The sequence below is a fragment of the Paenibacillus sp. FSL R7-0128 genome (assembly GCF_038002245.1).
Lineage (GTDB): Bacteria > Bacillota > Bacilli > Paenibacillales > Paenibacillaceae > Paenibacillus_AQ > Paenibacillus_AQ silagei.
Genome location: NZ_JBBOCD010000001.1, coordinates 2,975,394 through 2,994,668, shown reverse-complemented (window position 1 = coordinate 2,994,668; position 19,275 = coordinate 2,975,394). Strand labels below are relative to the sequence as shown.

The following is a 19,275-nucleotide window of genomic DNA, read 5'->3' as shown; positions in this document are numbered from 1 at the left end:
TGTGGAGATTCCCCTTATTTGTTCTACATTAGTAATTCTCATAAGTAATTCTCGACCTTTATCGCGGAAGCAGCCGGCTGATCAGCTCTCTGCGGCTGGATACGCCTGTCTTGGCGAAAATGGATTTCAAATGATCCTGTACCGTGTAGGCGGAGATATGCAGCGATTCGGCCAGCTCCTTGGTCGATAACCCCAGCGCCAGCAGCTCTGCCAGCTCCTTCTCCCGTGCGGTCAGGGCGAAGGCTTCGGCCAGCAGCCGGAAAACATCGCCGGAGCGGGCACTTACCAAGGATACAGCGAGCTGTGTCTGCGGGCCGCCAAGCAGGCTTGCGGTAACTGTCAGATACGCCCCGTCTCCGATTGGAAGACTTATTCTTGCCTGAGAAGTCCCGGCTCCGGCGGGCTTCTTCGCGCCGAGCACCCGCAGGCAGACGGCACGCACCGGGCCTGGAAGCTGCCCTTCTTCCAGCTGCTCCAGGTTCCAGATCTGCTTCAGCCAATAACGGGCTGCTGCATTCGCACTGACCGGGACCAGCCGCTCACTCAGCACCAGAATACCGTTATCCTCCGGCACTGCCCGGTCCGCTCCGGATACCGGCAGGACAGAAGCATACGCACGCAGACGTTCAGCGATCAGCGGAGCTACCGAAGCCAACAAGGCACATTCCTGCTCCTGAAACGCCGGCTGGCCCAGCGGACGGAATAAGGTCAGGAACCCCCAGCAGACCCCGCCTGTGCGCAGCGCTACGCGCAGCTCATCCCCGAATCCGGCGGGCTGCAGCACCTTGCGGTACCGCGCGCTTTTCTCCAGGCTTCCCCCGGTCACTCCGCTTAAGCAGACTGCCGGAATATCCGACACCGCTAACTGCTCATACTTCATATAATCCTCATGCAGATATTCATATTCGAACAATAGCGGATGAACCTCTTCAAGTCCCTGCTCCGTGACTGCCCCTGTGGTTAAAAGCGTGTGCGGGTCTACTGTCGTACAACAGGCCGCAGCGAACGGAACCAGCAGGCGGAGCCTGGCAATTACCGCTTCGCGGTACTGCTGTGAATCCAGAACCGGACCACCCCGGACAGGGTCAAGCTGTAATAGGCTATGTACTCCCTTGTTCATCTTCTGTCCTCCCCGAAATCCCACAAATGTGGGATAGTCTGCCGCCCGCCTTAGCAGGATAATGATACGTAACGTTAATTATACCGCAGATTCTGCAATCCACCACGAAGGACGGGAATACTTATGAAAACAGATATTGTAGTAATCGGCGGCTACGGGCATGTCGGGTCACAGATATGCCGGCTACTCGGGGCACAGCACCCCGGCAAGGTCTACGCGGCAGGAAGAAACCTGAACAGGGCCGAGGAATTCTCCCGCAGTACCGGCGGATATGTGAAGCCGCTGCGCCTGTCGGCAGAGAAGCCGCTTCCCCCAGAGCTGCTGGGGAAGGTCAAGCTGGTCGTCATGTGTCTGGATCAGCAGGACACCCGGCTAGCAGAAGCCTGCCTCCAGAGCGGCACCCATTATGTAGATGTCTCGGCAAGCGGAGACTTCCTGACTATGCTGCAAAGGCTCGACCCTGTGAAGCATAAGCTCGAGGCGGCAGCAGTGCTGAGTGTCGGCCTCGCACCGGGGTTAACGAACCTGCTTGCGGCACGGGCTGTCCAGGAGCTGGACCATACAGAGCAGATCGACATCTCGATCATGCTGGGACTGGGTGACAGCCATGGACAGGCGGCTATGGAGTGGACGGTGGACAACCTTGGAGCCGACTTCGAGATTACCGAACACGGCAGACCGCGCACCGCCTCAAGCTTCACGGAGGCTAAGACTGCGGATTTCGGGTTTGCTCTGCGGACGCATAGAGCCTACCGGTTTCCTTTTTCGGATCAGATGACTCTGCCTCAGACCCTTGCCGTACCTTCCGTCTCGACCCGGCTCTGCTTCGATTCACGGAGCATGACCTCAGCCGCAGCGCTGCTGCGCCGCACCGGACTCTCCCGTCTGCTGCGTAACCGGATGCTCCGCAACCTCGCGGTCCAGGCGTTCACCCGCTTCCGCTTCGGGTCCGAGCGCTACGCGGTCAAAGTCGATGCCTGTGGCATGAAGGACGGTATACCCGCCTCCAGAGAATACGGAATCACAGGCGTACATGAAGCATCCATCACAGCAGCAACGGCTGCTGGAGTCGCCTTGAGACTCTATGAGTCAGCACCGTCTCCCGGTGTCTATCACATTGAGCAGCTATTCTCCCTTGATGCCAACGGGGAACAATGCTCGCTAATCCCGTCCGCCTCCGGCGGAACCGGGCCCTCCTTCCGTTACCCGCTGGATGGACTGACTATCTGGACGCGCTCCGCCCGGCCTTCACATGCTTAAGCTGGGCGACAATAATCACGCTGATAATCACCAGCAGGAACCATGAGCTGATCTTGCCGAAGCCTACCAGCTGCCAGCTCTCGTGCTGGTCCGGGTATTGCCACGCTCCCAGGAGGGTCGCAATATTCTCGGCCAGCCAGATGAAGAAGCCTACAATGGCAAAAGCCAGCACAAGCGGCATCCGGTACGTCTTGCCCTGCACCCGGTAGATGATCCAGGTTCTCCAGAATACCACTACTACCAGGGATGTCAGCCACCAGCGGAAATCCGGAATATAGTGGTGGGTGAAGAAGTTCAGGTAGATCGCTCCGCCCAGCAGTCCCGCAGCGGCAAGACCCGGCCAGCCGGTCAACTCCATCTTCAGCCTGCGCCAGATCTGGCACATGTAGCTTGCCACACTGGCATACATGAATCCGCTGTACAGCGGCACACCGAGCAGCTTCGCATAACCGGGTTCCGGGTAGGCCCAGGAGCCCATTTTTATTTTATACATCTCCAGCACCAGTCCAATTACATGAAACACACAGATGACCTTAAGCTCATCCAGCGTCTCCAGCCCGCTCCGGTACATCAGGTACTGCACAGTAAGCAGAATTAGCAGAATCAGATCATAGCGGTGGATGAACGGCAGCTCGATTGTGCGGGTCAGGATTAACGTTCCAAAGATCGCTACAGGAAAAATACAGCTCATCGCCTGATGATACCCGAAGTGCAGCAGCCGTGTCATGGCTCTCAATACCGTTCCCTCCCCGCTCCGGGTGCCCATTATTCTATAGCATCCGCTGTGTATTCCAGAATATCTCCCGGCTGGCAGTCCAGCGCCTTACATATCGCCTCAAGCGTTGAGAAGCGGATCGCCTTGGCCTTGCCGTTCTTCAGAATGGACAGGTTCGCCATCGTAATTCCCACTCGCTGCGTAAGCTCGGTTACGCTCATTTTCCGCTTAGCCAGCATCACATCAATATTAACGATAATCGCCATGGTAGCCACCTCAGACTGTCAGATCGTTCTCAGATTTCAATTCAATAGCGTCTTTCAAAAGCTTCTGGAGAACTGCCGCGAACACGGCAATGACCAGCGAGGCAAAAATAAGGATCATCCCGATGACGATGATCCCCGGGGCATCATCCTTCTCCGCCATCAGATAGAACAGCGGCATACCTATAACGAATATCCCGCTGATGGCCACTGCGCAGTGCTTGATATTCTTCAGCACCTGTACCGAAGCCTCCGAGAAGGCCATGTTCTGGTCAATATACCCCAGCAGCCTGAAGGTCTGATAGAGCGCAATGTAGAAAGGTACCGCCGCCCCGTATAAATCAATCATGACCAGAGCCTTGAGGTACGCATGCTCCGGATACAGCTCGGCTGCAAAGCCGGCGATGGACGGAACCGCAAAGATACACAGGGCCAGTGCACCCATGCCCAGCAGAAGAATCACAGCCTTCAAAAAAGTGGTTGAAGCGGGTTTACGTTTCATCAAGACAAGCACCTCACTCATTAATTGTGAGTTCAATTTAACACAGTATTTATCGTTTATCAATATATTTAGATCGAATAATAATATTTAATTATTGTTTTATTGTTGCCGGCAGATGTCAATAAACCGCTGCAGCCCGGCTGACAGGGTCTCGTTCTTGCGTGTACAGACAGCAATATGGTTGCTAAGCTGAATGCCCTCCACCTGTACCCGGCATAACTGCTTCCACTCCACATAGTCCCGCACAGCCAGCGAGGAGATGAAGTTGGCGCCATACCCTGCCATGACCGAACGAATGACTTCGCCCAACCCGCTGAATTGCAGGGTCACACGCGGCGGCTTCAGGCCGTAGGTTGTACAGAGCGAGACCAGACGCTCCCGGGTGGAGCTGCCTTCCTCACGCATCACGAACGGCTCCTGCATCATCTCCGGCAGCGATACCGTACCATTGGCAAAAGGATGGGAAGGGGCCACTACGAACCACAGCTCATCCTCAAACAGCTCCAGCCAGTCTACATCCTCCGGCTTCTCCTTGGCTCCGCCCCCGTAAAAGGCCACATCTGCTTCATGACGCTGCAATTGTTCAAAGGCCTGCGTGGAATTGGTCGTGGTAATCTCAATCTCCATCTCGGGCTGCCCCGCCTTGAACCGGGCGGCCCAGCCCGGGACCAGGAAATTCGCCGGAAGATAGGTGGCGGCAATGCGCAGCTTCCCCTTCCGTCCCTGGCGGTAATCCTCTACGAACTCCTCAATCCGTTCTTCATAGGTGAAGAGATTGCCTGCCTGCTTCGCCAGCTCTGTCCCGAAGGGAGTCAGCGAGATTCCCCGGCCGCTGGGACTACACAGCGGCAACCCCAAATCCTTCTCCAGCCTCTTGATCTGGCTGGTCACCGCCGGCTGGCTGATCCTCAGCAGGGCAGCCGCCTTCGTAACGCTTCCCGTCTCGGCTACATAATAAAAAAGCCTCAGTGCATGAATGTTCATAAATGCGCTCCTATTCATGGGTTGGATTCATAACCTAAACTTATGATTATACCATTAACATATATTAGTATTATGAATGATAATCCTTTATATTTAAAGCAGTTCTAATACATCAATACAAAAACACAACTAACGGAGGGATTCACATGGAAGAACAGAACAAATGGAGCAACGTAGACGCTTATTTCAATGACCGATTATTGGCGGCAGATCCGGTCCTGGACGCTGTGCTGGATGCGAATACAGGGGCTGGCTTACCGGCGATTGATGTCGCTCCTAATCAGGGGAAGCTGCTGCATCTGCTCGCTAAAATGAAGGGAGCGTCCAACATTCTGGAAATTGGCACCCTGGGCGGTTATAGCACCATCTGGCTGGCGCGGGCGTTGCCGGAGACGGGCAGGCTGGTCTCGCTGGAATTCGAGCACAAGCATGTTGTAGTAGCTGAGGATAACCTGAGAATGGCGGGGCTAGCAGACAAGACAGAGGTAATTGAAGGCCCGGCGCTGGATTCGCTGGCGCTGCTGGAAGCCCGGGGCTATGAGCCGTTTGACTTCATCTTCATTGATGCCGACAAGCCTAATAATCCGCATTACCTGAAGTGGGCGCTGAAGCTGGCCCGGCCGGGCGCAGTCATCGTAGCCGATAACGTGGTACGTGACGGCGAGGTTATTGACCCGGGCAGTGCAGATGACCGGGTTCAAGGCATCCGGCAGTTCATGGAGCTGCTCGCCGCAGAGCCGCGTATAGATGCTACTGCAATACAGACGGTCGGCAGCAAGGGCTATGACGGCTTCGTGCTCGGGATTGTCACCACACAAAATAACCCCTAAGGATAACGAATAACCCGCAGGCAAGGATAGCAGTGCTTATCCGGCCTTGCGGGTTATTTGTTGTTGCGGGCTCTTTTTCGCACACAGGCATCTGCCTATTCCTTCGATAAGCCCTCAATCACCTGATCGATATTCCACTTAATCATCTTCAGATAGGTGTCCCCGTCTTCGCCTTCCTTAGCCAGAGAATCCGTGAAAATCTTGGAGTGCACCGGCACACCGGTCTCGCGGGAAATGGTCTCCATCGTCTTGGGGTTGACGCTCGTCTCCAGGAATAACGCCGGAATCTGCTTCTCCTTAATAATGCCGATGATCCGGTTCATTTGCTCCGGTGTTCCCTGGCTGTCAGTGTTGATCTCCCAGATGAAGGCGGACTCGAAGCCATAGGCCTGGGAAAAGTATTTGAAGGCCCCTTCACTGGTCACCAGCACGCGCTTCTCCTGCGGGACCTTGCTCACAGCTTCCTTGGCATACTGATCCAGCTCCGTCAGCTCCTTCACATACGCGGTCTGGTTATCCAGATAATACTGCTTGTTGTCCGGGTCCCGTTCGATCACACGCGCGGTAATGACGTCCACATACTTGACCGCATTTTGTATATCCAGCCAGGCATGAGGGTCAACCTGGGACTCCTTCCCCTTCTCGGTTAGGTACATCGGCGTGACCTCTTCGGAGACGGCAAACGCGGCCGCTTCCTTTTTCGTCACCTTGAGCAGATCCTGGAACCAGCCCTTGCCGGTCTCCAGATTCAAGCCGTTATAGAAAATAAGGTCCGCACTGGAGACCTTACCTGTATCTGCGGGCAGCGGGTCATACATATGCGGATCTGTGCCTATAGGCACCATGCTGTAGACCTCCGCTTTATCTCCGGTGATATTCCGGGTCATGTCTGCAATAATCGAATACGTGGCCACGATCTCCAGCTTACCGTCATCCGCTCCCCCCTTACTGGTGTTGGAGCATGCTGCTAGTAGTAGAATGAGTACGGATGCCGATAGTATTTTGAACAGTCTCATGCTTGCTTCAATCCTTTCCGCAGAAAATTATTCTTGGGCGATATGATGAATGAAATGCTGAACAGTGTGACGCCTACCAGCACGATGGTTGCACTTGTCGGCAGATTGTAGCGGAAGCTCACGTATACACCGATGATCCCCGAGGCTGCCCCTACTGCAGAGGCCAAAACGATCATATGCAGCAAGGAATTAGACCACAGATACGAGGTGGCTGCCGGAATGACCAGCATGGCGATGACCAGCACAATCCCGACCTGGGACAAGGAGGAGACGGTCACTACGGAGAGCAGCATCATCAGCAGATAATGATAGAAGCCGGTCTTCAGTCCGTATGCCTTCGCTACCACCGGATCGAACGAGCTGATCAGCAGCTCCTTGTACAGCAGTGTAATGATGGCAAGCACCGCCAGCATGATGATGAAGGATTGCAGCAGCTCGGATTGCGGAACGGCCAGAATGTTGCCGAACAGAATATGGGTGAGATCCAGCCCGCTGCGGGCAAACGTAATCAAGACAATGCCGAGTGCAAAGAACGAACTCAGAATGATGCCGATGGAGGTATCGCTCTTGATATTGCTGCGGCTGGTGATGAATTGAATGAGAATAGCGGCTAATAGGCCGAACAACGAAGCTCCCAGCAGGATGTTGATGCCCAGAATATAAGACAGGGCGACGCCCGGAAGCACCGCGTGAGATAAGGCATCGCCCATCAGCGACATTTTGCGCAGAACGATGAAGCTGCCCAGCGCCCCCGAGACAATCCCGAGGATAATCGCAGATAACCCGGCGTTCAGAGCGTATACCGGAATATTCAGCAGGCTGGATAAGGACTCAAGCATGAGCGGCACCTCCCGCCCCCTGGATCATTACATTGCCCAAGGAGGTACCGTAGGCTCTGCGGATATTCTCCGTGGTGAAGGTATCCTGCACATCTCCGAAGGCGATTAGCTGCTTGTTGAGCAGAATGATTTTGTCAAAATATTCTTCGACCTCATGCAGATCATGATGCACCACCAGGATAGTCTTTCCTTCCTCGCGGAGCTGCTTGAACAGGTTCACAATGATGCGCTCGCTGACCATATCAATGCCAACAAACGGCTCATCCAGGAAAAACACACTAGCCTCCTGGGCCAGCGCCCGGGCGATAAACACCCGCTGCAGCTGCCCGCCGGACAAATTGCTGATCTGCTTATCCGCAAGGTCACCGATCTCCACCATCGCCATGCTGCGCTCCGCAATCTCCCGCTCCTTCTTGCCCGGACGCCGGAACAGCTTCAGGTTCGGATAAGTTCCGGTCAACACCGTATCCTTCACTGTAATGGGAAAAGTCAGGTCAATATCGTTCTTCTGCGGTACGTAGGCGATATTCCGTCTGTACAGGGCAATGTCCTTCCCCTCTGCCTTCACCGTTCCGCTTCTCTTCTTGATCACGTCCAGCAGCGCCTTAATGAATGTGGACTTCCCGGCGCCATTGGGCCCGATAATGCCTACCGAATGCCCGAAGGGGATATCGAGCGTCACTCCTTCCAGCGCCGAATGGCCGAAATAATCAACATTTAAACCTTTAATCTGAATCATGTCAGCACCCCGTCTCTTGTTTGGTCTATCTAGTCTTTTTAGGTTTTGGGATTGGCCGTGACTCCAGAGAAGTTTTGGACTTCCGGCCGCTACCTCTCCTCCAGTTCCAAAATTCCCCTCCGCCACTTTTCCCGCAACTTGAATTATTCAGTTCAAACTATATGGCCTATTAATGTGTCTATTGTTTCTCATCTACATATATGTTTCCTTAAGGAAACTTTTATTCTTATGGATAATATATTTGATCATAGGCAAATTGTCAACGGTAATTTAAATTTAAATTACAGTCGTGGCGTTGGTTAATGTTCAGGGGCAGCGCCTCCCTCTTAGCGGCAAACAGGTGGAAAACGTATCTTAATTAGCCCACATCAGGCAACTTTAAGGAAACATGTGGAAATAGTACAACTAAATTAGTTTGTTTGGGCTTCTGCGGCTAAATAGGCTGAAATTAAGTGTTGTTTATACAACTGTTGTCCGGGAAGCGCTCATTCGTTCATTAGCAAGTGGAGGAAATTCATCTATTTCCTGCGGTAAACGCCACTCTACCTCGGCGCGCACATTGTGTTCGGTTTTCCGCATACATTCAGCTTGCGTGCACCCGCTCCACACCTCCGCATAAGCAAGCTATCCTCCTGTTCACCCACCCTATCAACATTAAAAAAGCCCAACCCGGCTGCCGCGTGCGCGGACATCCTGATCAGACCGATGGAAGTTGCTCTATTCATCATCCATACTACCATTACTATTCCCCTAACTATGCCTCAAAAATCTCCTCCAGCACCCGCCCGTCCCCCGGCCCGAACTCCATCCCCAGAATCCGTCCCATCGTCGGGGCGATGTCGACCATCTCCAGGTCACCGATGGGATAGCTCTGCTTGATCCCAGCCCCTGCGATGACGAGATTGCAGCGGTACCCGCTTGCATCCGGCGAGTAGCCATGCGTAGCATAGCGTATACCTTCAGCCTTCAGATCGGTGATCAGCTTGTCCGCCAGCGCCTCATCGAAGCTGTAGCCCCGCTGTGCTTCAAGCATGACTTTTGCCACCGGGCTGGCGTGGAGCTGCTTCAGCGTCTCTTCCGTATATACACTCTCAATTCCTGGTGCACCGTCACGCCTATATTCATCCACCGCCGCCAAGGCCAGCCGCTGCGCTTCCTCATCTCCGGGCTGCACATGCAGATAAGCTGAACCGCCGCCGCTCTGGAAGTAGGCCCGCCACTGTATCACGCCGTCCTTCTCATAGATCAGCCCCTTAGCCTGCAAAAGATTGTTCAAATGCACCTTGTAGCGCACGTTGAACTGACCATGGTCGCCCAGTACCATAATCACCGTCTCCTCCCGGATTCCGGCATCCTCCACAGCCTGCATGATCTCACCCAGCCGGTTGTCCATCCGCAGGATGACATCGTCTACTTCCCCGCTATCCGTGCCGTACATATGCTTGGTGTCATCCAGGTCGATTAGATGCATCATGAGCAGGTTCGGCTTATGCCGCTTAATCGTATCGGCGGCGCATTTCGTGGTGAAGTTATCGAGCTGCGGCTGGGCGATGCCCTGCCTGATCCGTCCGTATTTCAGCTCCAGCCGGGCGCAGTAGAGGGGACTGCCGCTTCGCAGTATCTTGAGCGCCTGATTCTCTCCTTTTAGCGCACGGATCTCCGGGATATTATACTGAATCGAGGACTTGCCGCTTACCGGCCAGAGCAGTCCCGCCGTACTCAGCCCCGCCTTACGCGCGGCATCATAGATCGTTGGCACCTGGACCGCCTCCCAGAACCAGAACCAGCGCTGCTCCTCCTCCGGCACGAACGGCTGCAGCGGATTATTGTGATAGATGCCGTGTTTATCCGGGTAGACGCCGGTAGCGATGGTCGTATGTACCACGTAAGTGAGCGTGGGATAGACACTTCTGAGACGGTTGCTGCAGGCACCGCTGGTGATCAGCTTGGACAGATTGGGCAGGCGGCTGGCCATCTCCCAGTGATCTTCAGAGAAGGCGTCATAGGAAATGACGATCAGATGTTTGGCTGCTGAGGGTGGTGGCGGTTGCAGTCCAGTAGATTCCATACTATGTCCCCTTTGGCAATGTGATGAAGATGAAGAAGCCGATCAGAAAGAGCGGGATAATCGACAAAATACTATAGCGGGCATCCCCCGCCAAGGTGGTGGTCAGAGACATTAAGGCAGGGCCGAGAATCGCCGCGAACTTGCCGAAGATATTATAGAACCCGAAGAATTCGTTGGAATTCTCCTTCGGGATGATTTTGGCGAAATAGGACCGGCTAAGCGCCTGAATACCGCCCTGTGCCGAGCCGATCAGCGCACCCAGCAGGAAAATATGCCATACCGAGCTAATGAAGAACGCTGCGATACAAGAAATAACGTAGGTGAAGATCCCGGCAATAATCAGATTCCGGGCGGAGTAGGTTTTGGCCAGATTGCCATAGAGAATCGCGCAGGGAAAGGCAATAATCTGGATGATGAGCAGAATTCCCAGCAGCGTGAAGGTATCCAGGGCATCTGTGCCGAGGACGGAGGTGGCGTAGGGCACAACCATTTTGATAATCGTATCCACTCCGTCAATATAGAAGAAGTAAGCGAGCAGGAACACAAAGACGATTCGGTGCTGGCGGATATTCCTGAAGGTGGCAGCGATACGCTGGAAGCTCCGGGCAACAGGCTTCGGCTCAGGCTCGATATAATATCTCTGCTTCACATCGCGGATCATTGGCACCGTCAGCAGTCCCCACCAGAGCGCGGTAATGATGAACCCGATCTGGTAGCCGATGGCCTTGTCCATTCCCAGCAGGAAGATCAGCAGCAGGCTGATGCCGAACGGAATACAACTGAAGATGTAGCCGTAGGCGAACCCTCGGGTAGACACCTTGTCCATCCATTCTTCCTCCGTAACATCCACCAGGAAGGAATCGTAGAAGATGTTGGACCCGGCGAAGCCGACCGCTGACAGAATGTAAAAGGCGATGAGCAGCTGCCATTGACCGCTGTCCGGGGACACGAAGGCCAGGGAGGCGGTGGCAAGGATACCGAGCGCAGCGAAAAAAATAAAAAACCGCTTCTTCCGGTCCTTATAATCCGCAATCGTACCGAGAATCGGGCTGAGGACCGCGACCAGAATACTGGCGATGGAGTTGAAGTACCCCAGGTCCATGCTGCTGCCCACATTATCGAACATCCCGAAGATAATCGGCAGCAGCGCCGTAGTCACGGCCATCGAATAAGCGGAATTCCCGCAGTCGTACAGAATCCACGATCTCTCCTCTTTGCTTAGCTTCATCTCATCTTCTCCTCTTATAACCGATTGTTTCAGTTATATCACGCCAACATATTAAGGATGTTAATGGGGTGTAAAATCACGGGCGGTTCTGCTATTACGATTACGTCCATCATACCATAGGCCTTCTTCCCAGGTGATGACTATATCTGAATCCGTTCGTATCGGTCGCCAAGGAGCGCTAAGGGTCAGCTGACCATGAGCTTGACCCGTCGGCCCCCAGCCGATAAGGCCAAGCTCAGGTAAGGTGGTCACACCAGATACTCATCCATGGCTGACAGCAGCTCCGCTCCGAATTGGCTCTGAACCCAGGTGTCTGAGTAGACCGTATCGAGATACCGTTCTCCCTTATCATGCAGGATGGCGGTGCAGACCGCGCCGGGAGGGATCTCCTCCTTAAGTTGCCGAATAGCGGCAAGCACTGCCCCGGAGGAGGCTCCGGCCAGAATGGATTCCCTGCGGGCCAGCGCCCGGCAGCCCTTCACCATATCGGCGTCGGTCACATGCACAATCCGGTCGATCAGGTCCAGTCTGCATAACGGGGGCACAATACCAGCACCCAGTCCAGGGAAGAGCCGTTTCTTCGGATGGCCGCCAAAAATAACGCTACCCTCTGCATCCACCGCCACAATCCGGGTCCGCAGTCCCTTGTCCTTCACGTATTCTGCCAGCCCGTTTATCGTTCCGCAGGTACTGACACTACAGAACAGGTAATCGACCTGCCCCAGCTCCGTCACGATCTCAGGCATGGTCGTATCATAATGGGATAGATAGTTATTGGGATTGGCATACTGATTCGGCCAATAGCTGCCCGGGTTCTCCGCGAGCAGCTGCTGCACACGCTTCAGCCGGGCCGGCAGGAATTCCCCGGTTTCAGGATCAGGGCGGTCAATGAAATCAATGTCCGCACCCAGAGTCTTCAGCAGCTGAAGATTCATCCCGGTGGTTCTGGCATCCACCACACTGATGAAGGTCATCCCGAGCTGCTTGCATATCATGGCCAGGCTGATCGCCATATTCCCGGAGCTGGATTCAATAATGACGGTCCCCGGTCCGATAAGGCCTTCCTTCCAGGCTTCCCGGATCATCCGCAAGGCTGGGCGGTCCTTTGCGCTTCCTCCCGGGTTCATCAGCTCCAGCTTGGCGTAAACGCTGAACCCGCTGGCAGCAAACAGATTATCCAGCTTCAGGAGTGGTGTATGTCCGATGGCCGATAAAATCCCGCTGGTAAGCTGAGGCTCTGCCCGCTGCTCCACTATCTGCTGCTCCGTTTGATCTTTCCGGTAATACAGCTTCTTGTTCTTCACCTGCCCGCCGATAAGCTCCCCGTCCTCTGCCGTCAGAATGACCTTAATATCGTCAAGCAGGTGATTTGCGATCATCAGACCAATCTCCGGGATGCATGCCCTGATCTCTTCCCTGATGAGCGGAATGCAGGAGGGAGCTGCTGACCTGCTCTGGATATACACAGATAATGCATTATGGCTGACCCCGACCCGGACCCTGGCCTGCTGAAGATGACGGTAGACCACCTGTTCAATATCGTAGATGCTGATTTTCTCCCCATGCTTCAGCTCACGGCCCACCCGTTTGACGATGGACTGGAAGCTCTGCCGCTCCACGCCGTCTACCTGCACGGTCCTGAAATCCCTCACCACATCATAGGTGACAAACCGGAGGGCAGGCAGCAGCTTACGCACGGTTGAGGTAAGCACGAGAATGCCTTCGCCGTTACCCAGCGGGTCGAGTCCTTCCCCTACGATTTCCGTTCCCACAGCTTCGGCAACGATGCCTTCAGCCAGCAGATACCGGCCCAGCTCATGCGAATAATAAGCAATCGTGCCGATTTCAATCGAACCGTACGTATCGGTAATATCCTGCGGCCTCAGGCCGAACAGGCGGGCCATATTCTGCTGCCACTCCCGGGTAGCGATCTCGCCAACCAGAATGATTTTGCGGATTCCAAATGCCCGGGGGTCCTCCGCAGCATATACGATATGATCCAGGATAGAGGGCATGGTGTACAGCAGGTCGGGCTGGAAAGCCTGAATACGCTCAATATGCTGTTCTACCGGCAACTCGAAGGGAATGGAGCTGTTAACCAGTCCCAGCCGTGCAAAAATAGCCAGCGCCGTATTCGCAGCATGTCCGGTCCCCATATCCGCCAGCGCCCTTGCACATCCGCTTCCCTGAAGCAATTTTTCGAACAGCCTGGTTTTGATATCGATATAATGCTGTTCATCCTCTTCCGAATAGACGATTGATTTGCGCCGTCCTGTACTGGTGCCCGAGGTCCGGTAGACGGCAAGAGAAGCATCGGGTTCGTTATTGTAATAATGAGTATCCAGCAGATCCGAAGTCATAAGGGGAAGATGCTCCAGACTGTAATTCACGTGCTCATTGCCGATAAGATCCTTGTACCAGGGGAAGTACCTGACTACTTCGTTTATTTTATCCCGCCACTGCTCCGCCATTCCTTTCGACGCCTCCCGCACCGGTTGCCTGAACGCAGCCTCCCGGATGAATACCTTCAATAATCTATGTAATCATCTGCCTGTGTGTTCAGCCCCGGGGCATCCGCCCAAGCCAAATCCGGCTCTGTACCGTACTATAGCCTATTAGAGTCCATAGAACGGGGGATTAGCATGAAGGAGCAAATCAGCCGAATATCCAATAAATTAACGAAGACAACGATACTGGCGAAGAAGTCTGAATTAAAGCGGCATATCCCGGAGACCCGAAAACTAAGCCGGAGAGTACTCCAGGCCATGCTGCAAAATCATCAGATGGTCTATATTAAGCCCTGCTGCGGTTCGTTAGGCGAAGGGGTCATAAGGGTTGAACAGCGGATACTGCGGAGCAATAGCGGCGCTGGCGGAAGCGAGGCTGATTCGGGGAACGCGCGGTCCTACCGCTATCAGGCAGGGACAAGGATAAGCACATTCGGTAATTATAACGAGGCCTATCAGTCCCTCCTGGCGGAGACCCGGGGCCGGTCCTATCTGGTACAAAAGGGCATCCGGCTGCTGACTTACGGCGGACGGCCTTTTGATATCCGTGTGATGGTGCAGCGTAATCTTCAGGGGAAGTGGGAGGCTACAGGAGCGGCGGGACGCGTAGCGCATCCGCAGAAGGTGGTTACGAATGGCAGCCAGGGCGGAACCATCTATCCGTTGGAGACGCTGCTGAAGGCTTACACCCGTTCCGAGAAGCGCAAGACTCTGCTTGCCCAAATGTACGGACTTGGCGTGAAGTGCGCCATCCAGTTAAGCTCTGCCTATCCCGGACTTAAGGAAATCGGCCTGGATGTGGCCTTGGACCGGCGGCTGACTCCCTGGATTCTGGAAGTGAACACCGCCCCTGATCCCTGCCCGTTCACCAAGCTGAAGGATACCCGGATGCTGGACCGGATCGTGAGATACGGCAAAGCCTACGGGCGTACGTACAATCTGAAGTGCCGGAAGGCCAAGAGAGGCGTGTAGGTACAGCATGCCCCATCCTTGCTCCCGGCCTCCCGGCCGAGCGCAAGCTTCAGTGGTCTTCCCGGTAAGCGCCCGGGGTGCTGCCGGTATATTTTTTGAACACCTTGTTGAAGTAATGCTTGTTCTCATAGCCGACCCGGCGTCCGATCTCGACTATCGGCAGATCCCGGTGGAGGCTTAGCAGCTTCTGCGCTTCCTTGATCCGGGTGGTATTCAGGTAATTGACAAAGGTATCACCCGTGACCTTCTTGAACAGGCTGCTGATGTAATTCGGATGAAGGTTCATCAGCTCGGCCAGATGATCCAGGGACAGGTCATTCATATAATTCAGCCGGGTATAGGCAAGAATCCGCTTGGCATGAGGCGGACAGTCCGTACTGTCCAGGGAGGGAAGATTCCGGTTCACCTGACTCAGCAGCCGGGCTACCTCCTCCTTATCCACCGGCTTCAGCAGGTAGTCCACTACCCCGTAGCGGAGCGCCCGGCGGGCATATTCGAAGTCATCATGTCCGGTAAGAATAATGAAGCGCTCACATAAACCGTTCTCCTTCGCCTCCTCCATCATCTCGAACCCGTTTTTCTCCGGCATATGCAGATCGGTTACCGTCACATCCGGCATGTATTCCTTCATAATCTGAAGCGCCTCGAAGGCGTCACCGGCCTCGCGGATCTCAGCCCCGACCGGCGCGGCTCCGCCAATCACCTTCACCAGCCCTCCAAGGATAATCGGCTCATCGTCTACGATCAGAATTCTCATGCTTGCTCTGCCGCCCCTTTCGATAGGATGATGGTCAGGCAGGTCCCCTTGCCCTCCTCACTCTCAAGAACCAGCCGTGAGGTCCCGCCATAAAATGATTTAATTCGCTCGCTGACATTATACAGGCCCACGCCTCCCTCCGCCTCTTCCTGAGTCTTCACCTCTTCCCCGCGGGATAACCGAGCTTGAATAAGCCGCACCTGGTTCTCAGGAATGCCAATGCCGCTGTCGGATACGCTGATTCGGATCTCCTCTGCCGTCTCCTGCGCTTGAATCAGGATATGGACCGGCCGCAGCGTCACAGCAGCTCCGTGAATAATACTATTCTCAACCAGCGGCTGGAGGATGAATCTTGGACAGATCAGGGTCTTCGCAGCCACAGCGATATCGACCTCATAGGTAAGTCTTTTTTGCAGCCGCATTTTGTGAATATTGAGGTAGAAGACCACGGTCTCAAGCTCCTGGGAGAGAACGGTATGATCGTCCTGGGCGGACAGGCTGTAGCGCATCAGCTTACCGAACCAGTAAGAGATCTCCGCCACTTCCTTGTCGTTGTTCGATTCAGCCAGCATGCGGATGGTCTCCAGCGTATTATAGAGAAAATGCGGCTTGATCTGGGCCTGGAGCACCTTGTAAGCGGCTTCCTTATTGCGCAGCTCGGCCCGGTGAACATTGTTGATCAGCTCATCCATACGCAGGAGCATCGAATTATAGGTCTCAGTCAGGAAGCTGATCTCATCTCTGCGGCCCGGCTTATCTTCCTTGCTGATGGACTGCTTCAGATTATCATCATTCAAGTTGCGCATATGTCTGGCGAGCCGGAGTACGCGCTTCGTAATCGTTGATGCGAGTGTGTAATAGGCGAACGACAATAACGCAAGCAGCACCGCGAATGTCGTAATCATCACCAGCTCCTGGCTCCTGATCGAGCGGAACACCTCGGATACCTTGCCGATGACGGCGACACGTACGCCCAGTTCCTTCATATATAGCTGATTAACAATGACCTCCCGGTTGATAAAATAGGTCTGCGCTTCTCCCGAAGTCAGTCTTCTCCAGGTGGCATCGTCCACCGCTGCGGGGATACCTTCCCGCTCCAGCGGCCCGCCCTCTGCCGGCAGAAGCAGCGCGGTCCAATCCCCTCCGCCTGTCGCCCGGTAGAATTTGCGGATCAGCTCACTGCCGACCCGCAGCTCCAGCAATCCCACAATCTCGGTAAAGTCATTGTTATATATTTTCTGGTAGAATACCAGCGGGGGCGCTTCCACCTCAGGATCGGGAATGATCCACTTGCCCTGTCCCGGCCGCAGCATACGGGTAGCCTCGGCACCCTGTTCATCCAGCGCCGATAGTTCGAGCAGCCGGTCAGTAATGGGCAGCACGCCCTGCTTGGTTATATAGATTCTGAACGTGTCGATCTCAGGACTGATATTAAGCGATTGCAGAATCACCGGATTGATATAACGGTTATAGGCATATATGCTCTCTGAGTCCGTCTCATAGCTGCCGTCCAGATAGTCGGTGACATACGGGTTGTACTGCAGCATACGCTGGGTGGAATCAATCCGGGCCAGATCCGCCTTCATATTGGCATAGGCCTGCTCTAGTATCTTTTGACGGCTCTCCACAAACTGGCTGCTTACACTGTCATAGATCTTACTATAATAATAGTAGCCAAACGTAACTACAGGAATAAAAATCAGAAAGATATATCCTACTATCATCTTGCGTACGATGCTCACGGCAGTCTGTCCCTCCGGTGCCCGACTTGTGTTCTCTAATCCTACCATGAACATGTAAAACCCGGTAGAGACAGGTCTCTACCGGCAGGAATTCGCTTACTTGAACAGTTCTTTCTTCTTCTGATAGGTCGCATTCGCCCAGTCGGTCAGCTTCTGCAGGCCGATGTTCTCTGCGTTCTTCAGCATATTCTCATAGGCTGCTACTGCGGCTTCCTCCGATTCAGCCAGATAGATTTTGACCTTCTCATTCTTGACCATCTCATCGATCTTGGTCTTAATGGTCTTCTCCTGTGAATCCGGCTGGGTCTGGATCAAGCCGAGCTCCGGCTTGTAGATACGGACCGCCTTCAGTTCCATCAGCGCCTGGGTCTTCTGCAGCTCAGGAACATAGGACAGCATACCTTCGGTAACCCCATCGTTATAGAGATACCACCATTTAATCCCGTTGCTGTTCACGAAATCAGCATCGGACGGATTATATTTGAAGTCGGGGTGGCCCTCTTCATTCCAGGTCCAGTGTACCCCTTCGACTCCGAACATCGTCAGCTTCTTGCCTTCATCGCTCGCCAGATACTGAAGGAATTTGATGGAGGCCTCCGGGTCCTTATTCTTCTTGGTGATGAAGGTTCCGGAGAAGCCGAGTCCTGAGCTGACTACCTTGGCATCCTTCGACAATACGCTTGGCAGCATCTTAAAGGAGAAGTTCCCCTGATTGCTCTTGATCTTGATGTTATCGGTATCTGCCGTGGATACCGTATGGCTATGGGCGAAGGCTTTGCCGCCCGTAGCATATTGATCATCAATCTGGTCATTGGCCAGTGCGAAATTCTCAGCCAGGATATAGCCATTGCGGTACAGGCTATTCATGAACTTGAAGAAGTCCAGCATCTTGGGCTGTCTGATCGCATATTCCACCTTGCCGTCCTGTTCATACCAGCCGTCGAGCAGGGTCTCCGTACCGAACTGGGCCAGAAAATACTGTTCGATCCAGTCCTTGTCCATGATCAGCGGGACCATCTCGGGATATTTCTCCTTGACCATGCCCAGCACCTTGACGAAATCATCGAGGGTCTTGATCGGCGGATTCCCCAGCTCCTTCAGAATATCCTCCCGGACCGCGATGCCCGGGTTGCCGTCGCTGCCTAATGAATATTTACTATTCTTCATCTCCTCCTGGGTCGCAAAGGAGTTCCGCACGGTATAGAACTTGCCGTCATCCATGGTATGAATGGCAATCCGGGTCTTGTCAATCTTGAAATCTGGCGCATATTTCTCAATCAGCTCATTCCAGGAATATGACAGCTTCGAGTCGGATAACCGGTCTATGTTGGAAGAGGTGAACACCAGGTCCGGCAGGTCACCGGAGGCAATCATCAGCGGAAGCTGCTTATCATCGGTAGCGACCGTAACCTTCAGCTTCACTCCTGTCTTCTCGGTAATCATGTCGGCAACCGGGCCCTTCCATTCCGTAACCGGGTACCACGACGCATCGATGAAGAGGCTTAACTCCTTCACCTGTCCGGGCTTGGCCGGCGCATTCCCGCCTGCTGCGGCGTCCGGGCTGCCGGACGGGGCGGGCTGACCGGTATTTCCCCCGTTACCGCCGCAGGCGGATAATACGACGGCCATTGAGAGTGCGGCTGCAACGATCTTGAAGCTTCTGCTTTTGTTCAAGCTAATCCCTCCATGATTGAATTAATGAGTTGTATGAGCAATGGAACATTTGAACACTG

Annotated in this window: 17 protein-coding genes; 3 read left to right on the top strand and 14 right to left on the bottom strand. The window is 54.2% G+C overall.

Translation table 11 applies throughout. The features are described from left to right. Positions 1 to 58 precede the first annotated feature (58 nt). The gene (locus NST26_RS12055) at positions 59 to 1,120 is read right to left on the bottom strand and encodes a LuxR C-terminal-related transcriptional regulator (RefSeq protein WP_340979222.1); all 1,062 of its coding nucleotides are present in this window, start codon (positions 1,118 to 1,120) and stop codon (positions 59 to 61) included. A 123-nt stretch (positions 1,121 to 1,243) separates the two neighbouring features. Between NST26_RS12055 and NST26_RS12050 the strand changes: the two genes are divergently transcribed. Continuing rightward, positions 1,244 to 2,380, top strand: a complete 1,137-nt coding sequence (locus NST26_RS12050; RefSeq protein ID WP_340979221.1) for a saccharopine dehydrogenase family protein — start codon at positions 1,244 to 1,246, stop codon at positions 2,378 to 2,380. Here NST26_RS12050 and NST26_RS12045 read toward each other — a convergent pair. The 4 genes from NST26_RS12045 to NST26_RS12030 form a co-directional block, all read right to left on the bottom strand. Continuing rightward, on the bottom strand, positions 2,343 to 3,116 hold the full coding sequence (locus NST26_RS12045; RefSeq protein WP_340979220.1) for a DUF817 domain-containing protein: 774 nt from the start codon (positions 3,114 to 3,116) through the stop codon (positions 2,343 to 2,345). The genes NST26_RS12050 and NST26_RS12045 overlap by 38 nt on opposite strands. A 29-nt stretch (positions 3,117 to 3,145) precedes the next feature. Beyond that, entirely contained in the window at positions 3,146 to 3,361 is a 216-nt protein-coding gene (locus NST26_RS12040; RefSeq protein ID WP_340979219.1) for a helix-turn-helix domain-containing protein, read from the bottom strand. Between the two features lie 10 nt (positions 3,362 to 3,371). After that, the gene (locus NST26_RS12035; protein ID WP_340953788.1) at positions 3,372 to 3,860 is read right to left on the bottom strand and encodes a DUF2975 domain-containing protein; all 489 of its coding nucleotides are present in this window, start codon (positions 3,858 to 3,860) and stop codon (positions 3,372 to 3,374) included. 99 nt (positions 3,861 to 3,959) lie between these two features. Next, on the bottom strand, positions 3,960 to 4,844 hold the full coding sequence (locus NST26_RS12030) for a LysR family transcriptional regulator (protein ID WP_340979218.1): 885 nt from the start codon (positions 4,842 to 4,844) through the stop codon (positions 3,960 to 3,962). A gap of 146 nt (positions 4,845 to 4,990) precedes the next feature. On the opposite strand from NST26_RS12030, the gene NST26_RS12025 reads away from it, so the two are divergent. Further along, positions 4,991 to 5,674 (top strand): O-methyltransferase, encoded by a 684-nt coding sequence (locus NST26_RS12025; protein WP_036729898.1) that lies wholly within the window; start codon positions 4,991 to 4,993, stop codon positions 5,672 to 5,674. 95 nt (positions 5,675 to 5,769) lie between these two features. Here the strand turns inward: NST26_RS12025 and NST26_RS12020 are convergent, their stop codons facing one another. The 6 genes from NST26_RS12020 to sbnA form a co-directional block, all read right to left on the bottom strand. Beyond that, the gene (locus tag NST26_RS12020; RefSeq protein WP_339313753.1) at positions 5,770 to 6,690 is read right to left on the bottom strand and encodes a metal ABC transporter substrate-binding protein; all 921 of its coding nucleotides are present in this window, start codon (positions 6,688 to 6,690) and stop codon (positions 5,770 to 5,772) included. Beyond that, positions 6,687 to 7,529: a metal ABC transporter permease gene (locus tag NST26_RS12015; protein WP_209875708.1), complete on the bottom strand. Its 843-nt coding sequence runs from the start codon at positions 7,527 to 7,529 to the stop codon at positions 6,687 to 6,689. Before NST26_RS12015 ends, NST26_RS12020 begins: the two co-directional genes overlap by 4 nt. Continuing rightward, entirely contained in the window at positions 7,522 to 8,265 is a 744-nt protein-coding gene (locus tag NST26_RS12010) for a metal ABC transporter ATP-binding protein (RefSeq protein ID WP_209875828.1), read from the bottom strand. Before NST26_RS12010 ends, NST26_RS12015 begins: the two co-directional genes overlap by 8 nt. Positions 8,266 to 9,022: 757 nt before the next feature. Beyond that, entirely contained in the window at positions 9,023 to 10,336 is a 1,314-nt protein-coding gene (locus tag NST26_RS12005; RefSeq protein ID WP_340979217.1) for an alkaline phosphatase family protein, read from the bottom strand. A gap of 1 nt (position 10,337) precedes the next feature. Then, on the bottom strand, positions 10,338 to 11,564 hold the full coding sequence (locus tag NST26_RS12000) for an MFS transporter (RefSeq protein ID WP_340979216.1): 1,227 nt from the start codon (positions 11,562 to 11,564) through the stop codon (positions 10,338 to 10,340). Positions 11,565 to 11,812: 248 nt separating this feature from the next. Continuing rightward, entirely contained in the window at positions 11,813 to 14,035 is a 2,223-nt protein-coding gene (gene sbnA, locus NST26_RS11995) for a 2,3-diaminopropionate biosynthesis protein SbnA (RefSeq protein ID WP_340979215.1), read from the bottom strand. Between the two features lie 171 nt (positions 14,036 to 14,206). On the opposite strand from sbnA, the gene NST26_RS11990 reads away from it, so the two are divergent. Then, positions 14,207 to 15,043 (top strand): YheC/YheD family protein, encoded by an 837-nt coding sequence (locus NST26_RS11990; RefSeq protein WP_340979214.1) that lies wholly within the window; start codon positions 14,207 to 14,209, stop codon positions 15,041 to 15,043. Positions 15,044 to 15,092: 49 nt separating this feature from the next. Here NST26_RS11990 and NST26_RS11985 read toward each other — a convergent pair whose 3' ends face one another. The 3 genes from NST26_RS11985 to NST26_RS11975 all read right to left on the bottom strand — a co-directional run bounded on the left by NST26_RS11985 (position 15,093) and on the right by NST26_RS11975 (position 19,216). Beyond that, positions 15,093 to 15,800 carry a response regulator transcription factor gene (locus tag NST26_RS11985; protein ID WP_036729911.1) on the bottom strand — a complete coding sequence of 236 codons (708 nt, stop codon included), beginning with the start codon at positions 15,798 to 15,800 and terminating at the stop codon, positions 15,093 to 15,095. Further along, positions 15,797 to 17,542 carry a sensor histidine kinase gene (locus tag NST26_RS11980; protein ID WP_209875717.1) on the bottom strand — a complete coding sequence of 582 codons (1,746 nt, stop codon included), beginning with the start codon at positions 17,540 to 17,542 and terminating at the stop codon, positions 15,797 to 15,799. Before NST26_RS11980 ends, NST26_RS11985 begins: the two co-directional genes overlap by 4 nt. A 96-nt stretch (positions 17,543 to 17,638) precedes the next feature. Continuing rightward, positions 17,639 to 19,216: an extracellular solute-binding protein gene (locus tag NST26_RS11975; RefSeq protein WP_235192010.1), complete on the bottom strand. Its 1,578-nt coding sequence runs from the start codon at positions 19,214 to 19,216 to the stop codon at positions 17,639 to 17,641. Between the last annotated feature and the right edge of the window lie 59 nt (positions 19,217 to 19,275).

Excerpts from the sequence above, each read along its gene's own strand:
- NST26_RS12055 (WP_340979222.1), bottom strand. The coding sequence starts at position 1,120 with ATGAACAAGGGAGTACATAGCCTATTACAGCTTGACCCTGTCCGGGGT.
- NST26_RS12050 (WP_340979221.1), top strand. The coding sequence starts at position 1,244 with ATGAAAACAGATATTGTAGTAATCGGCGGCTACGGGCATGTCGGGTCA.
- NST26_RS12040 (WP_340979219.1), bottom strand. The coding sequence starts at position 3,361 with ATGGCGATTATCGTTAATATTGATGTGATGCTGGCTAAGCGGAAAATG.
- NST26_RS12035 (WP_340953788.1), bottom strand. The coding sequence starts at position 3,860 with ATGAAACGTAAACCCGCTTCAACCACTTTTTTGAAGGCTGTGATTCTT.
- NST26_RS12030 (WP_340979218.1), bottom strand. The coding sequence starts at position 4,844 with ATGAACATTCATGCACTGAGGCTTTTTTATTATGTAGCCGAGACGGGA.
- NST26_RS12025 (WP_036729898.1), top strand. The coding sequence starts at position 4,991 with ATGGAAGAACAGAACAAATGGAGCAACGTAGACGCTTATTTCAATGAC.
- NST26_RS12020 (WP_339313753.1), bottom strand. The coding sequence starts at position 6,690 with ATGAGACTGTTCAAAATACTATCGGCATCCGTACTCATTCTACTACTA.
- NST26_RS12015 (WP_209875708.1), bottom strand. The coding sequence starts at position 7,529 with ATGCTTGAGTCCTTATCCAGCCTGCTGAATATTCCGGTATACGCTCTG.
- NST26_RS12005 (WP_340979217.1), bottom strand. The coding sequence starts at position 10,336 with ATGGAATCTACTGGACTGCAACCGCCACCACCCTCAGCAGCCAAACAT.
- NST26_RS12000 (WP_340979216.1), bottom strand. The coding sequence starts at position 11,564 with ATGAAGCTAAGCAAAGAGGAGAGATCGTGGATTCTGTACGACTGCGGG.
- sbnA (WP_340979215.1), bottom strand. The coding sequence starts at position 14,035 with ATGGCGGAGCAGTGGCGGGATAAAATAAACGAAGTAGTCAGGTACTTC.
- NST26_RS11990 (WP_340979214.1), top strand. The coding sequence starts at position 14,207 with ATGAAGGAGCAAATCAGCCGAATATCCAATAAATTAACGAAGACAACG.
- NST26_RS11985 (WP_036729911.1), bottom strand. The coding sequence starts at position 15,800 with ATGAGAATTCTGATCGTAGACGATGAGCCGATTATCCTTGGAGGGCTG.